Here is a 15263-nt window from a genome sequence, read left to right as displayed (position 1 = left end):
TCGGCCTGTTCTCGGCGGGATAAATTTTTTGACAGGGTTGTTTCTGATCCGATAAACGCGGAGGCGGGGGAGCGGAGGGGATAGATCTATTCGCGAGAAGGCGAGGACAGGGCAATGAACCTGTCCTCGCTTGTTTCAAGGCATCACGTTGCGTAGCCGCCGAAGCTCAGCGCACCAGGCAGGGCTTTTTGTTATCGAACTTCCAGCCCGGAATCATGAACTGCATCGCCACGCTGTCGTCGCGCGCACCGAGGCCCATGCCTTTGTAGAGTTCGTGAGCCTTGGCGACCGCGTCCATGTCGATGTCGACGCCCAGGCCGGGCCTGGCTGGAACCTTGATGTGACCGTCGACAATTTGCAGTGGCTCCTGGGTCAGGCGTTGCCCGTCCTGCCAGATCCAGTGGGTGTCGATTGCGGTGATATCGCCGGGTGCAGCCGCCGCGACCTGGGTGAACATCGCCAGTGAAATGTCGAAGTGGTTGTTGGAGTGAGAACCCCAGGTCAACCCCCACTCATGGCACATCTGCGCCACGCGTACCGAGCCTTGCATGGTCCAGAAGTGCGGATCGGCCAATGGAATGTCTACCGATTGCAACTGGATGGCATGGCCCATTTCGCGCCAGTCGGTGGCGATCATGTTGGTCGCGGTTTTCAAACCTGTGGCGCGGCGGAATTCAGCCATGACTTCACGGCCCGAGTAACCGTTTTCTGCGCCGCATGGGTCTTCGGCGTAAGCGAGAACGTGATGCTGATCGCGGCACAAACGGATGGCTTCTTTAAGCGACCATGCGCCATTCGGGTCGAGGGTGATGCGCGCATCCGGGAAGCGCTCGGCCAAAGCAGTAACAGCTTCAATTTCTTCATCGCCGCGCAGCACACCGCCTTTGAGCTTGAAGTCGTTGAAGCCGTATTTGGCCTTGGCTGCTTCGGCCAGGCGCACGATGGCTTCAGGCGTCATCGCCTGTTCGTGGCGCAAGCGGAACCAGTCATCCGCGTCGGGTTCGCTGCGGTACGCCAGATCGGTCTGGTGACGGTCGCCAATGTAGAACAGATAACCGAGCATCTTCACCGCATCGCGTTGCTGGCCTTCACCGAGCAAGGCCGCCACCGGGACTTCGAGGAACTGACCGAGCAAATCCAGCAGGGCCGCCTCCATGGCGGTCACCGCATGGATGGTGATGCGCAAGTCAAAAGTTTGCTGGCCACGGCCGGCCGAATCGCGGGCAGCGAACGCACTGCGCATGGCGTTGAGGATGCTTTGGTAGTTGCCGATCGGTTGCCCGACCACCAGGCTGCGGGCGTCTTCCAGCGTTTCACGAATGCGCTCGCCACCGGGGACTTCACCGACGCCGACGTTGCCGGCGCTGTCCTTGAGAATGACGATGTTGCGGGTGAAGAACGGGCCGTGGGCGCCGCTGAGGTTCATCAGCATGCTGTCATGGCCGGCAACCGGGATGACCTGGAGGCTGGTGATCAGCGGGGCTTTGCCGGTGTGGTGCAGGTGTTCAGTGTTCATGTTCAATTCCTGTCTTGTCAGTTCGAGCCAAGCGCCGATCAGTGCTATTTACCGAGCACGGGCTGGTGAATGTCCGTGTTGGCTGTGTCCGTTACCGTGGGTTTGGTCTTGGCGAAAAACACCAGCAGCGCAGCAATGATCGAGGTGCCCGCCAGGCCATACAGCCCGCCCTGAATGGAGCCGGTGGTTTGCTCAAGAAAGCCGAAGGTGGTGGGGGCGACGAAGCCGCCGAGGTTGCCGATGGAGTTGATCAGGGCGATGACTGCGGCAGCGATCCGGGCATCGAGGTAGCCCTGGGGAATCGGCCAGAACAGCGATGAGGCTGACTTGAAACCGATCGCCGCAAAGCAGATGGCGATAAACGCAAAGATCGGCCCGCCTGTGGTCGACAGGAACATGCCCGCGGCGGCGATCAATAGCGCAGCCGCAACCCAGGCCTGCTGGAACTTGAACTTGCCCGACAGTGCAGCGAAGGCATACATGGCGACAATCGAAATCAGCCAGGGAATCGAGTTGTAGAAACCCACCTGAATGTCGCTGAGGTCGCCCATCTTCTTGATGATGCTGGGCAGCCAGAAGGTCGCGGCGTAGATCGTCAGCTGAATGCAGAAGTACAGCGCGCAAAACAGCATGATCTGACGGTCCTTGAGCAACTTGCCCAAGGTCGGCTTGACCGTGTGGGCGGCGTCGCGCTCACGTTGTTCGCGATCGATTTCGCCCACCAGAGCATCTTGCTCTTCGCGGCTCAGCCACTTGGCGTCATGCGGTTTGGAGTCCAGCCAGAACCAGACAAAGAAGCACAGGAACACCGACGCCATGCCTTCGATGATGTACATCCATTGCCAGCCATGCATGCCCAGACCGTTGATTTGCAGCAGCATGCCGGACAGCGGACCGGAGATCAGCGAGGCGAATGCCGAGCCGCTGAGGAAGATCGCGATGGCTTTACCGCGCTCGACGCCGGGCAACCAGCGAGTGAAGTAGTAGATGACGCCCGGGAAGAAACCGGCTTCGGCCACACCCAGCAGAAATCGCAAGATGTAGAAGTGGGTTTCGTTCTGGATGAAGGCCATCAACGTTGCGGTAATGCCCCAGGTGAACATGATCCGGGTCAGCCAGAAACGCGCCCCGACTTTTTGCAGCAGTATGTTGGAGGGCACTTCGAACAGCGCATAACCAATGAAGAACAAACCGGCACCGAGCCCGTAAGCCGCGGCACCGATGCCAAGGTCATGTTCCATGTGGGTGCGGACGAAACCGATGTTGACGCGGTCGATGTAATTGACGATGAACATGATGACGAAGAGCGGGAGCACATGGCTCTTCACTTTCGAAATGGCGCGCGCCAGGACAGGATTGTCCGGCGAGACGGCAGGTGCAGCGCTTGAGTTGCTCACGGTTCATGACTCCCACTGATTATTGTTATGCGGGTGTGGTGCTGCAGCGTTGTTTTGCGACTTAAGTTGCCAGTCATCATACAAGTGAGATTTTTGAGTCGCAATACGAGCCTTGCGACCAAATGGCTATAAAAAATTGGTTTGTAAGATTTAAATGGATGAAATTGAGGTGTTTTAGGCGGTTAAGGCTCGATTTTGACTCGGGGATTCAGTTTCCAAGATAAGCATTTCGCTCGCTATGCAAACGAGATAGTCGAATAAAACCACTGAAACAGCTATGTTGTCTGATATGTTGAAGCGCAAAATCAGCACCAGGGCGAATACCGCTAACCTAAGCCGTCACACATCCCCTGTAGCAGCTGGCGAAGCCGGCGTTCGGCCGCGCAGCGGTCGTAAAATCAGACACCGCGTTTTTTCAGGTTAACCGTGGATGCAGGATTTACGACTGCTGCGCCCGAACGCGGACCGAGCCGAACGCAGGCTTCGCCAGCTGCTACGGATTGTGTAATGACGGTAGTATTCTGAAGCCTCCTTTGAACGGGTCGGACCACATGCAAAACCAATCCAGCGGTTCAGGCCGCAAGCGTGCGCCAGGCCTGGCGCACGACATTGTTGCCGAGCTGACTCAACGCATCCTGCTTGGGCAGATCGCACCGGGTGAAAAACTGCCTTCCGAATCGACGATTGTTCGGGAGCACGGCGTCAGTCGCACCGTGGTTCGAGAGGCCATTTCCAAGTTGCAGGCGTCCGGTCTGGTTGAAACCCGGCATGGCGTGGGAACGTTCGCCCTGGAGCGTGACGCGCATCAGGGTTTTCGCCTGAGCAGCGACACCGCCATCAGCGTGCGGGGGATTCTCGAGCTTCGCCTGGGGCTGGAGACGCAAGCCGCGGCCCTGGCGGCGAAACGCCGAACCGACGATCAGCTTGTCCGGATGCGCCAGGCGCTGGACGACTACCAGAACTCGTTGGCCAATAACGACAGCAGCGTTGAGCCCGACATGCGTTTTCACCGGTTGATTGCCGAAGCTACCGGGAATACGTACTTCACTGACATCATCTATCACCTCGGTAACTCGGTCATACCGCGCACGCGGATCAACGCGCAGGAGCGGGGTGACACCGACCTGATGAAGCTGGGTCAATCCGCCAATCTGGAGCACGAAGCGATCTTCAATGCGATTCGCCGACAGGACCCTGATGCGGCCAGAGCGGCCATGCTGCTGCATTTGAGCAACAGCCTGGAACGTATGGCGGTTGAATGACGCGGCGTTGCGTTACCTCATACCAACAACTGCAGCGTTTCAAACAGCTGCCGGTCTTCCTTCTTCGCCGAACGCGCATGGCGTCGAATTACCTGTAGCAGGCAATCGGTAAAACACAGCGCCGGATTGCTCAGCGAGCCGTTGCGGCGAGTGACGATGCTCAGCTGTCTAGGTTCGAACTGCTCGATCAGGTTCACGGACACCAACCGGCCGAGGAAAGGCGAGGCGGTGCTGAGGACGGTCGGGCCCCAGGTACACATGTCGGCCCGTTCCAGCATCATTTGCAGGATTGCCAGTGAATGGGCGCGCACGATGCGTTGCTCATCGATCTGCGCGTTGTGCCTCCAGAACAGCTCCTGCATCAGCGCATCGTGACCATCTGGCGCGTAGTTCAGGGTCCAGTCCTGGTCCAGCAGCTCGTGAATCGACCGGGCGTTCTGTCGCGGATGACCCTGGCGAACCAGCACCGAGGTCTGGTATTCGAGCAGGGTTTCGCAGGCAAATTCCGCGGTTGCTTGTGCCGGGTGAAGCTGGCCGATGGCGAAATCCATGCTGCCGTCACGCAGCAGCGGCTGGGCCACCGCCATCAGGCTTTCGAACAATTCCAGATGAATCTCCGGCATGCGTGCCCGAAAAGCCAGGACCACTTCGGGCAGGAAGGTTAACGCGACCCAGGGCGTGACCCCGACGCAGAGCCGCCCCTGGGCCTTGCCGCGCAGGTGATCGAGTTCGGTCTGCGCATGCTCCAGTTGCTTGAGCACCAGCCGCGCGTGCATCAGCAGCACCTTGCCGAACTCGGTGAAATTCAGGCCGCTGGGGGTTCTGACGAACAGCGGCAACTGTTGTTCGGTTTCCAGCTCGCGCAGGGCTTTGGTCACCGCGGCCTGGGAGATGTCCAGCGAACGCGCGGCGGCGCGGATGCTGCCGGTCTCGGCGCTGGCAATCAGGGCTTGTAATTGATGCAGTTTCATCTGCTCACCGTGGTGACAACTGTTGGTTGTCATCATAACCAAACTGCGCCTCCCCAGCCTACGGCCCATTCCCTAAGATCGACCCGACAGCGCCCAGGTTGAATCGCCGGCAGCTGAATATTCTTATCGAGGAGCACACCCATGAATGCTGGCCACGTCCTGCCAGGAGTCGCTGCGCTGCAGGATGAAATGATCACCCTGCGTCAGCGTATTCACGCCCACCCCGAGCTTGGCTTTGAAGAGTTCAGCACCAGTGAGCTGGTGGCGCAGTGTTTGACGCAGTGGGGATATGAAGTCAGTAAAGGCGTGGGCAAGACCGGTGTGGTCGGGACATTGAAAAATGGCGAGGGCCGCTCCCTCGGGCTGCGCGCAGACATGGATGCGCTGCCGATTCAGGAAGCCACCGGGTTGCCTTATGCCAGCCGGATCGACGGCATGATGCACGCCTGCGGCCACGACGGGCATACGGCAACCTTGCTCGCGGCGGCCAAATACCTGGCGCAAACACGGGATTTCAACGGTACGCTGAACCTGGTGTTCCAGCCGGCTGAAGAAGGGCTGGGTGGTGCAAAGAAAATGCTCGAGGACGGGCTGTTCGAACGCTTCCCGTGTGATGCGATTTTTGCCATGCACAACATTCCGGGCTATCCCGCCGGGCAGTTGGGATTTTACAGCGGGCCGTTCATGGCCTCTGCCGATACCGTCACGATCAAAGTCATCGGCACCGGTGGCCATGGCGCGGTGCCGCATAAGGCCGTCGACCCGGTGGTGGTCTGCGCATCGATTGTGATCGCCCTGCAAAGCATCGTCTCGCGCAACGTCAATCCGCAGGAAACGGCGATCATCACGGTCGGTTCGATTCATGCCGGGAACGTTTCAAATGTGATTCCTGCGTCCGCCGAAATGATCCTGAGCGTACGCGCCTTGACACCTGAGGTCCGCCAGTTGCTCGAACGCAGGATTACCGATCTGGTCAACGGCCAGGCGGCGAGTTTCGGCGCGCAGGCCGAGATCGATTATTACCGTTGCCACCCGGTGTTGATCAACGATCCGGAGCAGACCGAGTTCGCCCGGCAGGTCGCACGGGAGTGGCTGGGAGAAGGGCAACTGATCGAAGACCTGCGGCCCTTCACCGCCAGCGAGGATTTCGCGTTCATCCTGGAACAATGCCCCGGCAGCTATCTGGTGATCGGCAATGGCCAGGGCGAGGGCAGCTGTTTGCTGCACAATCCCGGTTACGACTTCAATGATGCCTGCCTGCCAATCGGCGCGAGCTATTGGGTGAAGTTGGCCGAGGGTTTTCTGCGTTGAGGCGCACGGTTTTTTAACATCACGGTTATACAAAAAACGGTCGGTAATCCGACTCGGCGAACCCCCTGGAGGACAATAACAATGAATAAGATGATCGCGGCGGTTTCACTGGTTTTCTTGACCGCATCCGGCCTGGCCGGTGCGGCCGACTGGTCCGGCAAAGTGTTGAGACTGGGGATTGACCCGACGTATCCACCGCTGGAATACAAAAACCAGGATGGCACGCTGACCGGTTTTGGCGTCGACATCGCCGATGCGTTGTGTGCAGAGTTGCACGCCAAATGCGTCTGGGTTGAAAGCAGCTGGGACGGGATGATTCCGGGGCTGCTGGCGCGCAAGTTCGATGCTATCGCGTCATCGATGACCGTCACCCCCAAGCGTCAGGAGCAGATTGCGTTTAGCGACAAGGTCTCCAACGCGCCGGCACGTTTGGTGATCAAGCGCGGATCGGACCTGCAGCCGACCGTCGAGTCGCTCAAAGGCAAACGCATCGGCGTGGAGCAGGGCTCGACCCAGGAGGCTTTTGCGAAAGCCGTTTGGGGCAAGCAGGGGGTAGAGATCCTTTCCTATCAGAATCAGGATCAGGTCTACGCCGACCTGGTGGTCGGGCGCCTCGATGCGTCGTTGCAGGGCTCGATTCAGGCCAGCTACGGGTTTCTGAATAAACCGGTGGGCAAGGACTACGCGTTTGCCGGCGGCACTCTGGACAACCCGGAGTTCTTCGGCGTCGGTGACGGCATCGGCGTGCGCAAGAGTGACGTTGAACTGCGCGAAGACCTGAACAAGGCCCTGGCGACCATTCTCGCTAACGGCACGTACACGAAGATCAACAAAAAGTACTTCGACTTCGACATCTACGGCGCGAAGTAAACCCCGCTCGATACGTTGAATAGAACAGTCGCCTGGACTAACGCCGGCCATTTAAGAAAAAGGTGCGCCGAACGCAATACCTGTGGCGAGGGGGCTTGCCCCCGTTGGGTCGCGAAGCGGCCCTGAAATCGATGATCGTACTGTGTCAATGAGAACGCATCTGCCGGTTTTACGACGGCTTCGCCGCCGAGCGGGGGCAAGTCCCCTCGCCACAAGTTGTCGGTTTGTTCCGGGGCAGACCAACAGCTTATTGATCGTTCCCATGCGTGGGAACGATCAATGATGTGCGTCTTTGCAGGCGCCGACGGTTACTTGCCAAGCGCCGCTGCCAGCAACGGAGCCGCCTGTTCATCCGTCAATGCAGGATGAATCTCCATGGCCAGCAGATCGCTCCATTCGAGCACCCATTTCTGTATCAGTGTGACATCACTGGCTTCTGCCACACCAAAACCGGTCATGCGTCCTACGGCATGCCAGCGTCCCAGCATGGTGACGCCTGTGGGTGGGGCTCCGCCTGTTTTGAGAAAACGTTCGATCGCGCTATTACGACGTTCCGGAGTGATTGACCAACTGACGATGTAGAGCATCTGCCACCTCCTGTCAGGGGCTGGCACCGGTTTTTCTCTGCGCGCACAAGGTAGGTGCCGCGACCCTGGCCACGCATGTGTTTTCAGCGCCTCCCTCGGCTGACTTGATCGACAGCTCCCATGAGAAGGCATAGCAGCCTGCTGAATGTGGCGTATGACCGCTGATCTTCTTTACCGCCTCTGCAACAAATCCCGGGCACTTCAATATTCGGCAAGGCAGGTTTATGTTGAGTCATTGAGGCCATTGAAGAGGAGATCCGTCATGCAAGGTTTTCTGGTGATTTTCTTTACTCAGCAAAACCGCCGTCATCACGGAAAAATGCTCGGTGACTGGCTCATCGATCTGGCAAAGGAAATGGGCCTGCACGGGGCCACTCTGGCAACCGGTATCGAAGGCTTCGGGCATTCCGGGAAACTGCATTCTGCGCATTTTTTCGAGATGGGCGATCAGCCCGCCGAGATCCGCCTGGCGATTACCGAGGAGGAGTGCACTCGCCTGTTCGAGCGGCTCGAGGCCGAAGACATTGCCTTGTTTTACATCAAGGCACCGGTTGAATTTGGAATCGTGGGCAAAAGGGCCGAGCCGTCTGGCCACCAGATTTGATAGTGTGGCCGAGCCAGGAAGGTGCCGACGTCTAAACTCAGCGGTATAGACCGGTCCTGGAGGCATTCGTCGAATGTGCCTTTGCCAGCACCGGTACCCGCTTTCTATTTATCCGTTTTTTTGATCAGGATGCCCACGATGCTGCATATCAGAACACCGTTGATACTCCATCCGGGGCTCTCGACGCCCAGCCGGCGCATCTGGCTCAAGCTGGAAAACCTGCAACCCAGCGGCTCATTCAAGCTGCGCGGCATGGGCTTGCTCTGTACCCGCGCGGCCGAGCAGGGCATGAAGAAAGTGGTCTGCCCGTCCGGCGGCAATGCCGGTTATGCGACGGCAGTGGCCGCTGCGGCGTTGGGGCTGGAAGCGAGCATCATCGTGCCGCACACCACCCCGGAAAGTACCCGGGCGCGAATCGCCAAAACCGGGGCACAAGTGATCGTGCACGGTCAGGTGTGGGACGAGGCTAACCAGTTGGCGCTGGAACTCGCCAAGGCGCCCGATACCGAATACGTGCCGGCGTTCGACCACCCGACGCTGTGGGAAGGGCACAGCACGATGATCGATGAAATTCTGCAGGACTGCCCTCAGGTCGACACGATCGTGGCGTCGGTGGGCGGCGGTGGTTTGCTGGCCGGGATCCTCACCGGACTGGAACGCCACGCCCGGCTGGATTGCCGGATTATCGCCTGTGAAACCGAAGGCGCAGCGTCATTCGACGCCGCGGTCAAGGCCGGGCATCCGGTCAAACTCTCTGAAATCAGCAGCATTGCCAGCTCACTCGGGGCGCTGCAAGTTGCGCAATGGCCGGTTGAGCACATCCAGCACTTCCCGCACACCTGTGTCGTGCTGACGGATGCCGAGGCGATCATGGGCGTCGTCCGTTATGCCGATGACCTGCGTCAACTGGTGGAGCCAGCGTGCGGTGTCTCGCTGGCTGTCGCGTATCTGGATCACCCGGCGATTGCCGAAGCCCATGATGTGGTAATCATCGTGTGTGGTGGGATCAGTATCAGTGCGCAGAAGGTTGCCGGCTGGCAGAACCTTTGACGTCACGGGTTCAGGCTGGCGTCAGGCGCAGTCGCCAACGGCCGTTGTAGCGTAGTTCGACGGCGGCCAGCGGTTCGACGTCAATCGCATTGAATAGCGCGGGCGGGCATTGCATCACGTGCATCAGTGCGGCACGAATCACGAACGGGTGAGTGACCGCAAGGAGGTGCCCGGGTTGGTTGACCAGGGTCTCCAGCCAGGCAGCGGTCCGCTCGCAGAGTTGAGTCACTGATTCACCGCCATGTGCAGCACTGGTGCTGTCGCTCAACCAGGCATGCAGCAGCTCGGGTTCGTCTCGTTGCAGGTCATTGATCCGCAGCCCCTTCCAGCGACCCAAATCACAATCGCGCAGGGCCGGGACAATTTCCATGTCTGCGCCAAACAGCGCGGCGGTCTCTCGGGTCCGGGCTTCCGGGGCGCTGAGCAGGCGTGGTGCTCGTTTGAAACGCTTGGCCAATGAGCCTTTTGCGTTCTGCCAATCCATTTCCACTGATTCATCCTCGGCAAAGCGCGCCAGTTTCTGGGCTGCTGTCCGGGCGTGACAGATCAGGGTCAAACGGGTGCTCTGCACTGGAAATCACTCAGGCTGTGTTGGAGGGACGCGTACCGCGAAAAGGGAAGAAAGACCCGGAACCGCACGGTTCCGAGCCTGTCGACGCGAGGGGTTTTTAGCTGATGACCTGATAGCAGGGCACATACTCTGCGCCACCGGGCAGTTTCATCCGGTGTTGCGCGACAAAGGCTTTCAGCAGTTTGTCCAGCGGTTGCATGACCGCTGCGTCGCCGTGGATCTTGTAAGGACCGTATTTCTCGATCAGGCGGATGCCCTTGTCCTTGACGTTACCGGCAACGATGCCGGAAAACGCCCGGCGCAGGTTTGCCGCCAGTTCGTGCGGTGGCAGGTCGTGGCGCAGTTGCAGGCTGGCCATGTTTTCGTGGGTTGGATCGAACGGGCGCTGGAAGCCTTCGTCGATCTTCAGCAGCCAGTTGAAATGGAACGCATCGTTGCGCTCGCGACGGAACTGCTTGACGTCCTTGAGCCCTTTGGTCATTTGCCGGGCCACCTGGGCCGGGTCGTCGATGATGATCTCGTAGTGACTTTGCGCGTCTTTGCCCAGTGTCGCGCCGACGAACGCGTGCAGTTGCTGCAAGTACGGCTCCGCGCTCTTCGGCCCGGTCAGGATCACCGGGAAGGGCAGGTCGCGGTTGTCCGGGTGCATCAGGATCCCGAGCAGGTAAAGGAACTCTTCGGCAGTACCGGCGCCGCCCGGGAAAATGATGATGCCATGGCCGACGCGGACGAAAGCTTCCAGGCGCTTCTCGATGTCCGGCAGGATCACCAGTTCATTGACGATCGGGTTCGGCGCTTCAGCCGCAATAATCCCGGGCTCCGTCAGCCCCAGGTAGCGGCCGTGAGTGATCCGTTGCTTGGCGTGGGAAATGGTCGCGCCCTTCATCGGGCCTTTCATCACCCCAGGCCCGCAGCCGGTGCACACATCCAGACTGCGCAGGCCCAGTTCGTGGCCGACTTTCTTGGTGTATTGATATTCCTCGCTGCTGATCGAGTGACCGCCCCAGCACACGACGATTTTAGGCTCCACGCCGGCACGCAGGGTGCGGGCGTTGCGCAGCAGGTGGAAGACGTAGTCACTGATGCCTTGGGACGAGCTCAGGTCGATACGCTGGCTGTCCAGCTCGTTCTCGGTATAGACGATGTCGCGCAGGGCGCTGAACAGCATCTCGCGGGTGCTGGCGATCATTTCGCCATCGACGAAGGCGTCTGCGGGGGCGTTGAGCAGCTCCAGGCGGACACCACGATCTTGCTGATGAATGCGAATCTCGAAGTCCCGATAGGCTTCCAGAATGGTCTTGGCATTGTCGACATGGGCGCCGGTATTGAGGATTGCCAGGGCGCACTGGCGGAAGAGAGAGTAGATGCTGCCAGATCCTGCGGCGCTCAGTTGCTGAACTTCGCGTTGGGACAGCGTCTCCAGGCTGCCTTTTGGGCTCACCGAAGCATTGATAACTTGTCTTGCGGTCATTCGATATTCCCTGAGAACGATGTTATCGAGCCCGACAGGCTCAGTAGCATCAGGATAGTCAGTGCCAGAGCAATCGTGCTGCTTTCATCTTCTCCGGCGACTGGGCATGAATGCAAACTTCATGGCCGATGCGCGCCGGATGGTCCGTTTGATGATGAACCGGACAGCCATGAAACAGGATTCCTGGCAGGTGGGCAATTGGGTTTTTTCCTGCGGGTGTCTGGACTTGGCGTAGAACGGGGGATTTTGGCGAGGGCCGGTGTGAGGAGCCGGCTCGCCGTCTTAAGACTTTGCGCAATACTCAGTGGCACGTGAGCGGCAATCACCACGAAGAGGACGACAACCATCATGAAGAAGGAAACGCTCGGCGCAATTGAAGGAGAGCAGGAGGGCTCTGCCTCTCAGCTGATAGAGGCGAGGATCAAGGAACTGGGGGATTGGCGCGGCGAAACGCTCGCTCGGGTCCGGGCGCTGATCAAGCAGGCTGTTCCTGACGTGGTCGAGGAATGGAAGTGGAGAGGGGTTCCGGTATGGTCGTGCGGTGGAATCATCTGCACTGGTGAGACGTACAAGCAGGTCGTGAAGATGACCTTCGCCAAGGGCGCTTCGCTGGAGGACCCTTCAGGCCTCTTCAACTCCAGCCTCGAAGGCAACACCCGGCGTGCCATTGATATCCACGAAGGCGACAGGCTTGATGAACAAGCGCTGACGGCGCTCATCCGAGCTGCCGTGGCGCTGAACATGTCGGTGCGGGCGGGCGCTCGCGCCAAATCGGCTGGATGAGCGGTCCTCCGGGATCAGGCAGTGTTGATCTGCACAAAGTGCCAGGGCGAATAATGTAAAACGGTTTCTAAAAGTCGCTGCTAGTCTTGGTAGATATGTCGCCAGATCGGCGCTGTTTGCGACTCCATTGGAGTTGCCGGTTAACCATGGGGGATTGAGCCAACACACGTCGTGGTGGTCGGGGGGATTTTACCGGCGCGTTGCCGGCAGGGCAGGCATCATGAGTAGTTCGCAAACTATTCACCCGATCTGGCTACGGCTGACCCACTGGATCAACGTCATCGCCGTGGTCATCCTGGTGATGAGCGGCTGGCGCATCTATAACGCCTCGCCGATTTTTTCCTTTCAGATTCCCGCCAGTATCACCTTGGGCGGTTGGTTGGCCGGTGCACTGCTGTGGCACTTTGCGGCGATGTGGGTACTGTTCATCAACGGTATTGTCTACCTGCTGCTGAATATCTTTTCCGGGCGTATCGCCCACAAGTTCTTCCCCATACCCCCCCGCGAAGTCCTGCATGATTTCCTCGCCGCGCTCAAAGGCAAGCTCGCCCATGCGGACTTGCGGCACTACAACACCCTGCAAAAGCTCGCCTACCTGTTTGCCGTGCTCGATCTTATTGTGCTGGTGCTGTCGGGCCTGGTGATCTGGAAGTCAGTGCAGTTTCCGTTACTGAGGGAGCTGATGGGCGGCTACGACTCGGCGCGCATCGTGCATTTTGTCTGCATGGCGTTGCTGGTCGCTTTTACCGTGGTGCATCTGGTGATGGTGGCGCTTGTGCCACGTACCCTGATTGCCATGCTGCGGGGGCGCTAACTCATGAACAGAACGACTGGTAAAGACCGGATGGATGACCCCGCCATCATCAGATCGGTGGCGCAGGAGCTTGAATTGCCTGCACGCAGGCAATTTCTTCGGCATGCCTGGACGCTGGGCGGGATTGCCTTGCTGACAGGCTGTCGCCTGGACGACAGCAACTCAGTGGAGTCCATGCTGAAAATGGTCTCGCGCTTCAATGACAAGGTTCAGGCAGCGCTGTTCGATCCGGCCCGATTGGCACCGACCTACCCCGAGTCGATGATGACGCGTCCGTTTCCGTTCAATGCCTATTACGACCGCAACGGCATTCCGGACATCGAGGAAGATGAGTTCTCACTCACGGTTGGCGGTCTGGTCCAGGACAAACACAGCTGGACCCTCGCCGAATTGAACCAGTTGCCGCGCACCACTCAGGTCACACGGCTGATTTGCGTGGAGGGCTGGAGCGCCATCGGCAAATGGGGTGGCGTGACCTTTTCGACTTTTCTGCAACGTGTGGGCGCCGACACCCGTGCCAAATATGTCGGGCTCAAATGCGCGGATGACTATTACACCAGCATCGACATGCCGACGGCCCTGCATGCGCAAACGCTGCTGACCCTGAGTTATGACGATCAGGTATTGCCGCCGGAATACGGTTACCCCCTGCGCCTGCGCATGCCGACAAAGCTGGGCTTCAAGAACCCGAAACATGTGGTGGAGATTTTCGTGACCAACGATTACCCCGGTGGCTATTGGGAAGATCAGGGTTACAACTGGTTCAGTGGCAGTTGAGCAATCGGCTGTTCTGAAACGCGGCGCATTGCCGCTGTCCTTAACGCGAACTGCACAGGAGTAGTGACATGAAGAAGCTGATTGCTGCGGCGATTGCTGCCGTAGTCCTGGTGGTGGCCGCCCCGTTGTTTGCGGCTGAAGCCAATACGAATGATATGTCCAAGGATCAGATGGGCAAGGACACGATGAAAAAGGACACGATGAAAAATGACGAAATGAAAAGTAATGCCACCAAGACCACCAAGCACCACTACAAGACCAAGGGCGAGAAGACCAAGAGTGCCACCATGAAAAAAGAAAGCATGGAGAAAGGTGGCGAGATGAAGAGCGAGGGCATGGAGAAAAAGAGCGATATGGGCACTGACACGATGAAGAAATATTAAGGCGCCCGGTCGCGCCGCCGTGGCGCACAACACGTCGGTGCGGGCGGGCGGGCGGACGCTCGCACCCGGCGGTGTGCCGATGGCATGTCGCGTCGCCATTGCCGTTGAGCACAGGGAGGCCGTCCTGGTGAACTGATCCGTATTTTCCCGCGCTATCTGCTTCTGTAATGAATCCAGCCCGAGCCTCACAATGACGCTGCAACCACAGACGTATTATTTTGGAGGCCAAATGTTGAAGATGGCGATTTTCCTGGGTGGATTTCTGGCATTGACCATTGTGATCGGTGCGCTTGCCACCATCTCTCCGATGTAACCAAAAGAACAGAGCGCCGCGTTTTTCCGGACCCTCCCGACCTTGTATACGTGGCGCTTTTCGAACGTTGCCGGCACAGCCTTTGTTGCGACCTCTAGTGCCCGGTTACGGGCCGGTCAGGTGACGGTGGGGATGTAGTCGATGTACGCCAATCGCTCGCCATTCTGGTAAATGTCAACGGCGGTGTAATGGGGCGCGCTGGGGGGCATGACCCGGTCGTACCTGGCCTGCGTACAGGACAGCATTTGTGCCCAGTTTCCAGGCCGTTGGATCAAGTGCAGATCCAGCATGAGGATCGACGGATTAAAGCCTTGCGGGGCTCGCATGGTCAGATAGGCCTCAATTCCCGGATTGGCAACTTCAACATCACCAACAACGTGGAAGTCATCCGGTTTCGGTGGCATCGCGTTCAGCCATGCATGCCAGTCTTTGCTGCTAGTACTCATTTTTCTATCCCTTGAGAAATGAAACCCGAAGCTTGAACTACTGCGGTTCCGTATGGCGCTTCGTATGCCATCGAATGAAATGCCGGGTGTCCAATCGACCGTAAAAGATCTCCTGTCTAAAGGTGTAGACGAGGAAA

At 58.7% G+C, this 15263-nt stretch carries 16 protein-coding genes; 9 read left to right on the top strand and 7 right to left on the bottom strand.

Features of this window, described 5'->3' with window-relative positions; genetic code table 11:
- Positions 1–166: 166 nt before the first annotated feature.
- On the bottom strand, positions 167–1516 hold the full coding sequence (gudD, locus tag AC1RJ3_RS25260; RefSeq protein WP_493081142.1) for a glucarate dehydratase: 1350 nt from the start codon (positions 1514–1516) through the stop codon (positions 167–169).
- A gap of 44 nt (positions 1517–1560) precedes the next feature.
- Entirely contained in the window at positions 1561–2913 is a 1353-nt protein-coding gene (locus tag AC1RJ3_RS25255; RefSeq protein WP_054598078.1) for an MFS transporter, read from the bottom strand.
- Between the two features lie 551 nt (positions 2914–3464).
- Between AC1RJ3_RS25255 and AC1RJ3_RS25250 the strand changes: the two genes are divergently transcribed.
- The gene (locus tag AC1RJ3_RS25250) at positions 3465–4175 is read left to right on the top strand and encodes a FadR/GntR family transcriptional regulator (RefSeq protein WP_347927275.1); all 711 of its coding nucleotides are present in this window, start codon (positions 3465–3467) and stop codon (positions 4173–4175) included.
- A gap of 17 nt (positions 4176–4192) precedes the next feature.
- On the opposite strand, the gene AC1RJ3_RS25245 is transcribed toward AC1RJ3_RS25250, so the two are convergent.
- Positions 4193–5182: a LysR substrate-binding domain-containing protein gene (locus tag AC1RJ3_RS25245; RefSeq protein ID WP_493081139.1), complete on the bottom strand. Its 990-nt coding sequence runs from the start codon at positions 5180–5182 to the stop codon at positions 4193–4195.
- A 105-nt stretch (positions 5183–5287) separates the two neighbouring features.
- Here AC1RJ3_RS25245 and AC1RJ3_RS25240 point away from each other — a divergent pair, with 105 nt between their 5' ends.
- Both AC1RJ3_RS25240 and AC1RJ3_RS25235 read left to right on the top strand, forming a co-directional pair.
- Entirely contained in the window at positions 5288–6457 is a 1170-nt protein-coding gene (locus tag AC1RJ3_RS25240; protein WP_493081137.1) for a M20 aminoacylase family protein, read from the top strand.
- A gap of 81 nt (positions 6458–6538) precedes the next feature.
- Positions 6539–7327 (top strand): ABC transporter substrate-binding protein, encoded by a 789-nt coding sequence (locus AC1RJ3_RS25235; RefSeq protein ID WP_347927272.1) that lies wholly within the window; start codon positions 6539–6541, stop codon positions 7325–7327.
- A gap of 308 nt (positions 7328–7635) precedes the next feature.
- Here the strand turns inward: AC1RJ3_RS25235 and AC1RJ3_RS25230 are convergent, their stop codons facing one another.
- Positions 7636–7914 (bottom strand): DUF3303 domain-containing protein, encoded by a 279-nt coding sequence (locus tag AC1RJ3_RS25230; RefSeq protein ID WP_493081135.1) that lies wholly within the window; start codon positions 7912–7914, stop codon positions 7636–7638.
- A 262-nt stretch (positions 7915–8176) separates the two neighbouring features.
- Here AC1RJ3_RS25230 and AC1RJ3_RS25225 point away from each other — a divergent pair, with 262 nt between their 5' ends.
- On the top strand, positions 8177–8518 hold the full coding sequence (locus AC1RJ3_RS25225) for a DUF190 domain-containing protein (RefSeq protein ID WP_054598074.1): 342 nt from the start codon (positions 8177–8179) through the stop codon (positions 8516–8518).
- A gap of 138 nt (positions 8519–8656) precedes the next feature.
- Positions 8657–9568 carry a pyridoxal-phosphate dependent enzyme gene (locus tag AC1RJ3_RS25220; protein ID WP_347927271.1) on the top strand — a complete coding sequence of 304 codons (912 nt, stop codon included), beginning with the start codon at positions 8657–8659 and terminating at the stop codon, positions 9566–9568.
- A 10-nt stretch (positions 9569–9578) separates the two neighbouring features.
- Here AC1RJ3_RS25220 and AC1RJ3_RS25215 read toward each other — a convergent pair whose 3' ends face one another.
- Both AC1RJ3_RS25215 and ppnN read right to left on the bottom strand, forming a co-directional pair.
- Positions 9579–10139 (bottom strand): histidine phosphatase family protein, encoded by a 561-nt coding sequence (locus AC1RJ3_RS25215; RefSeq protein WP_493081133.1) that lies wholly within the window; start codon positions 10137–10139, stop codon positions 9579–9581.
- Between the two features lie 97 nt (positions 10140–10236).
- Positions 10237–11610, bottom strand: a complete 1374-nt coding sequence (gene ppnN, locus AC1RJ3_RS25210) for a nucleotide 5'-monophosphate nucleosidase PpnN (protein ID WP_054598071.1) — start codon at positions 11608–11610, stop codon at positions 10237–10239.
- A 348-nt stretch (positions 11611–11958) separates the two neighbouring features.
- Between ppnN and AC1RJ3_RS25205 the strand changes: the two genes are divergently transcribed.
- From AC1RJ3_RS25205 to AC1RJ3_RS25190, 4 genes are all read left to right on the top strand, one after another.
- Positions 11959–12393, top strand: a complete 435-nt coding sequence (locus tag AC1RJ3_RS25205) for a DUF1801 domain-containing protein (RefSeq protein WP_493081130.1) — start codon at positions 11959–11961, stop codon at positions 12391–12393.
- Positions 12394–12613: 220 nt separating this feature from the next.
- Positions 12614–13207, top strand: coding sequence for a cytochrome b/b6 domain-containing protein (locus AC1RJ3_RS25200; protein ID WP_103316013.1), 594 nt, complete (start codon positions 12614–12616; stop codon positions 13205–13207).
- A 30-nt stretch (positions 13208–13237) separates the two neighbouring features.
- Entirely contained in the window at positions 13238–13984 is a 747-nt protein-coding gene (locus tag AC1RJ3_RS25195) for a molybdopterin-dependent oxidoreductase (protein WP_347930058.1), read from the top strand.
- 68 nt (positions 13985–14052) lie between these two features.
- Positions 14053–14367, top strand: coding sequence for a hypothetical protein (locus AC1RJ3_RS25190; protein WP_347927268.1), 315 nt, complete (start codon positions 14053–14055; stop codon positions 14365–14367).
- Between the two features lie 429 nt (positions 14368–14796).
- Here the strand turns inward: AC1RJ3_RS25190 and AC1RJ3_RS25185 are convergent, their stop codons facing one another.
- Positions 14797–15126, bottom strand: a complete 330-nt coding sequence (locus tag AC1RJ3_RS25185; protein WP_493081128.1) for a hypothetical protein — start codon at positions 15124–15126, stop codon at positions 14797–14799.
- Between the last annotated feature and the right edge of the window lie 137 nt (positions 15127–15263).

The sequence above is a fragment of the Pseudomonas sp. GW822-FHT04C11 genome (assembly GCF_058800905.1).
Note: the sequence above shows the minus strand (reverse complement) of the source record. Positions and strands in the feature narration are given on the sequence as shown.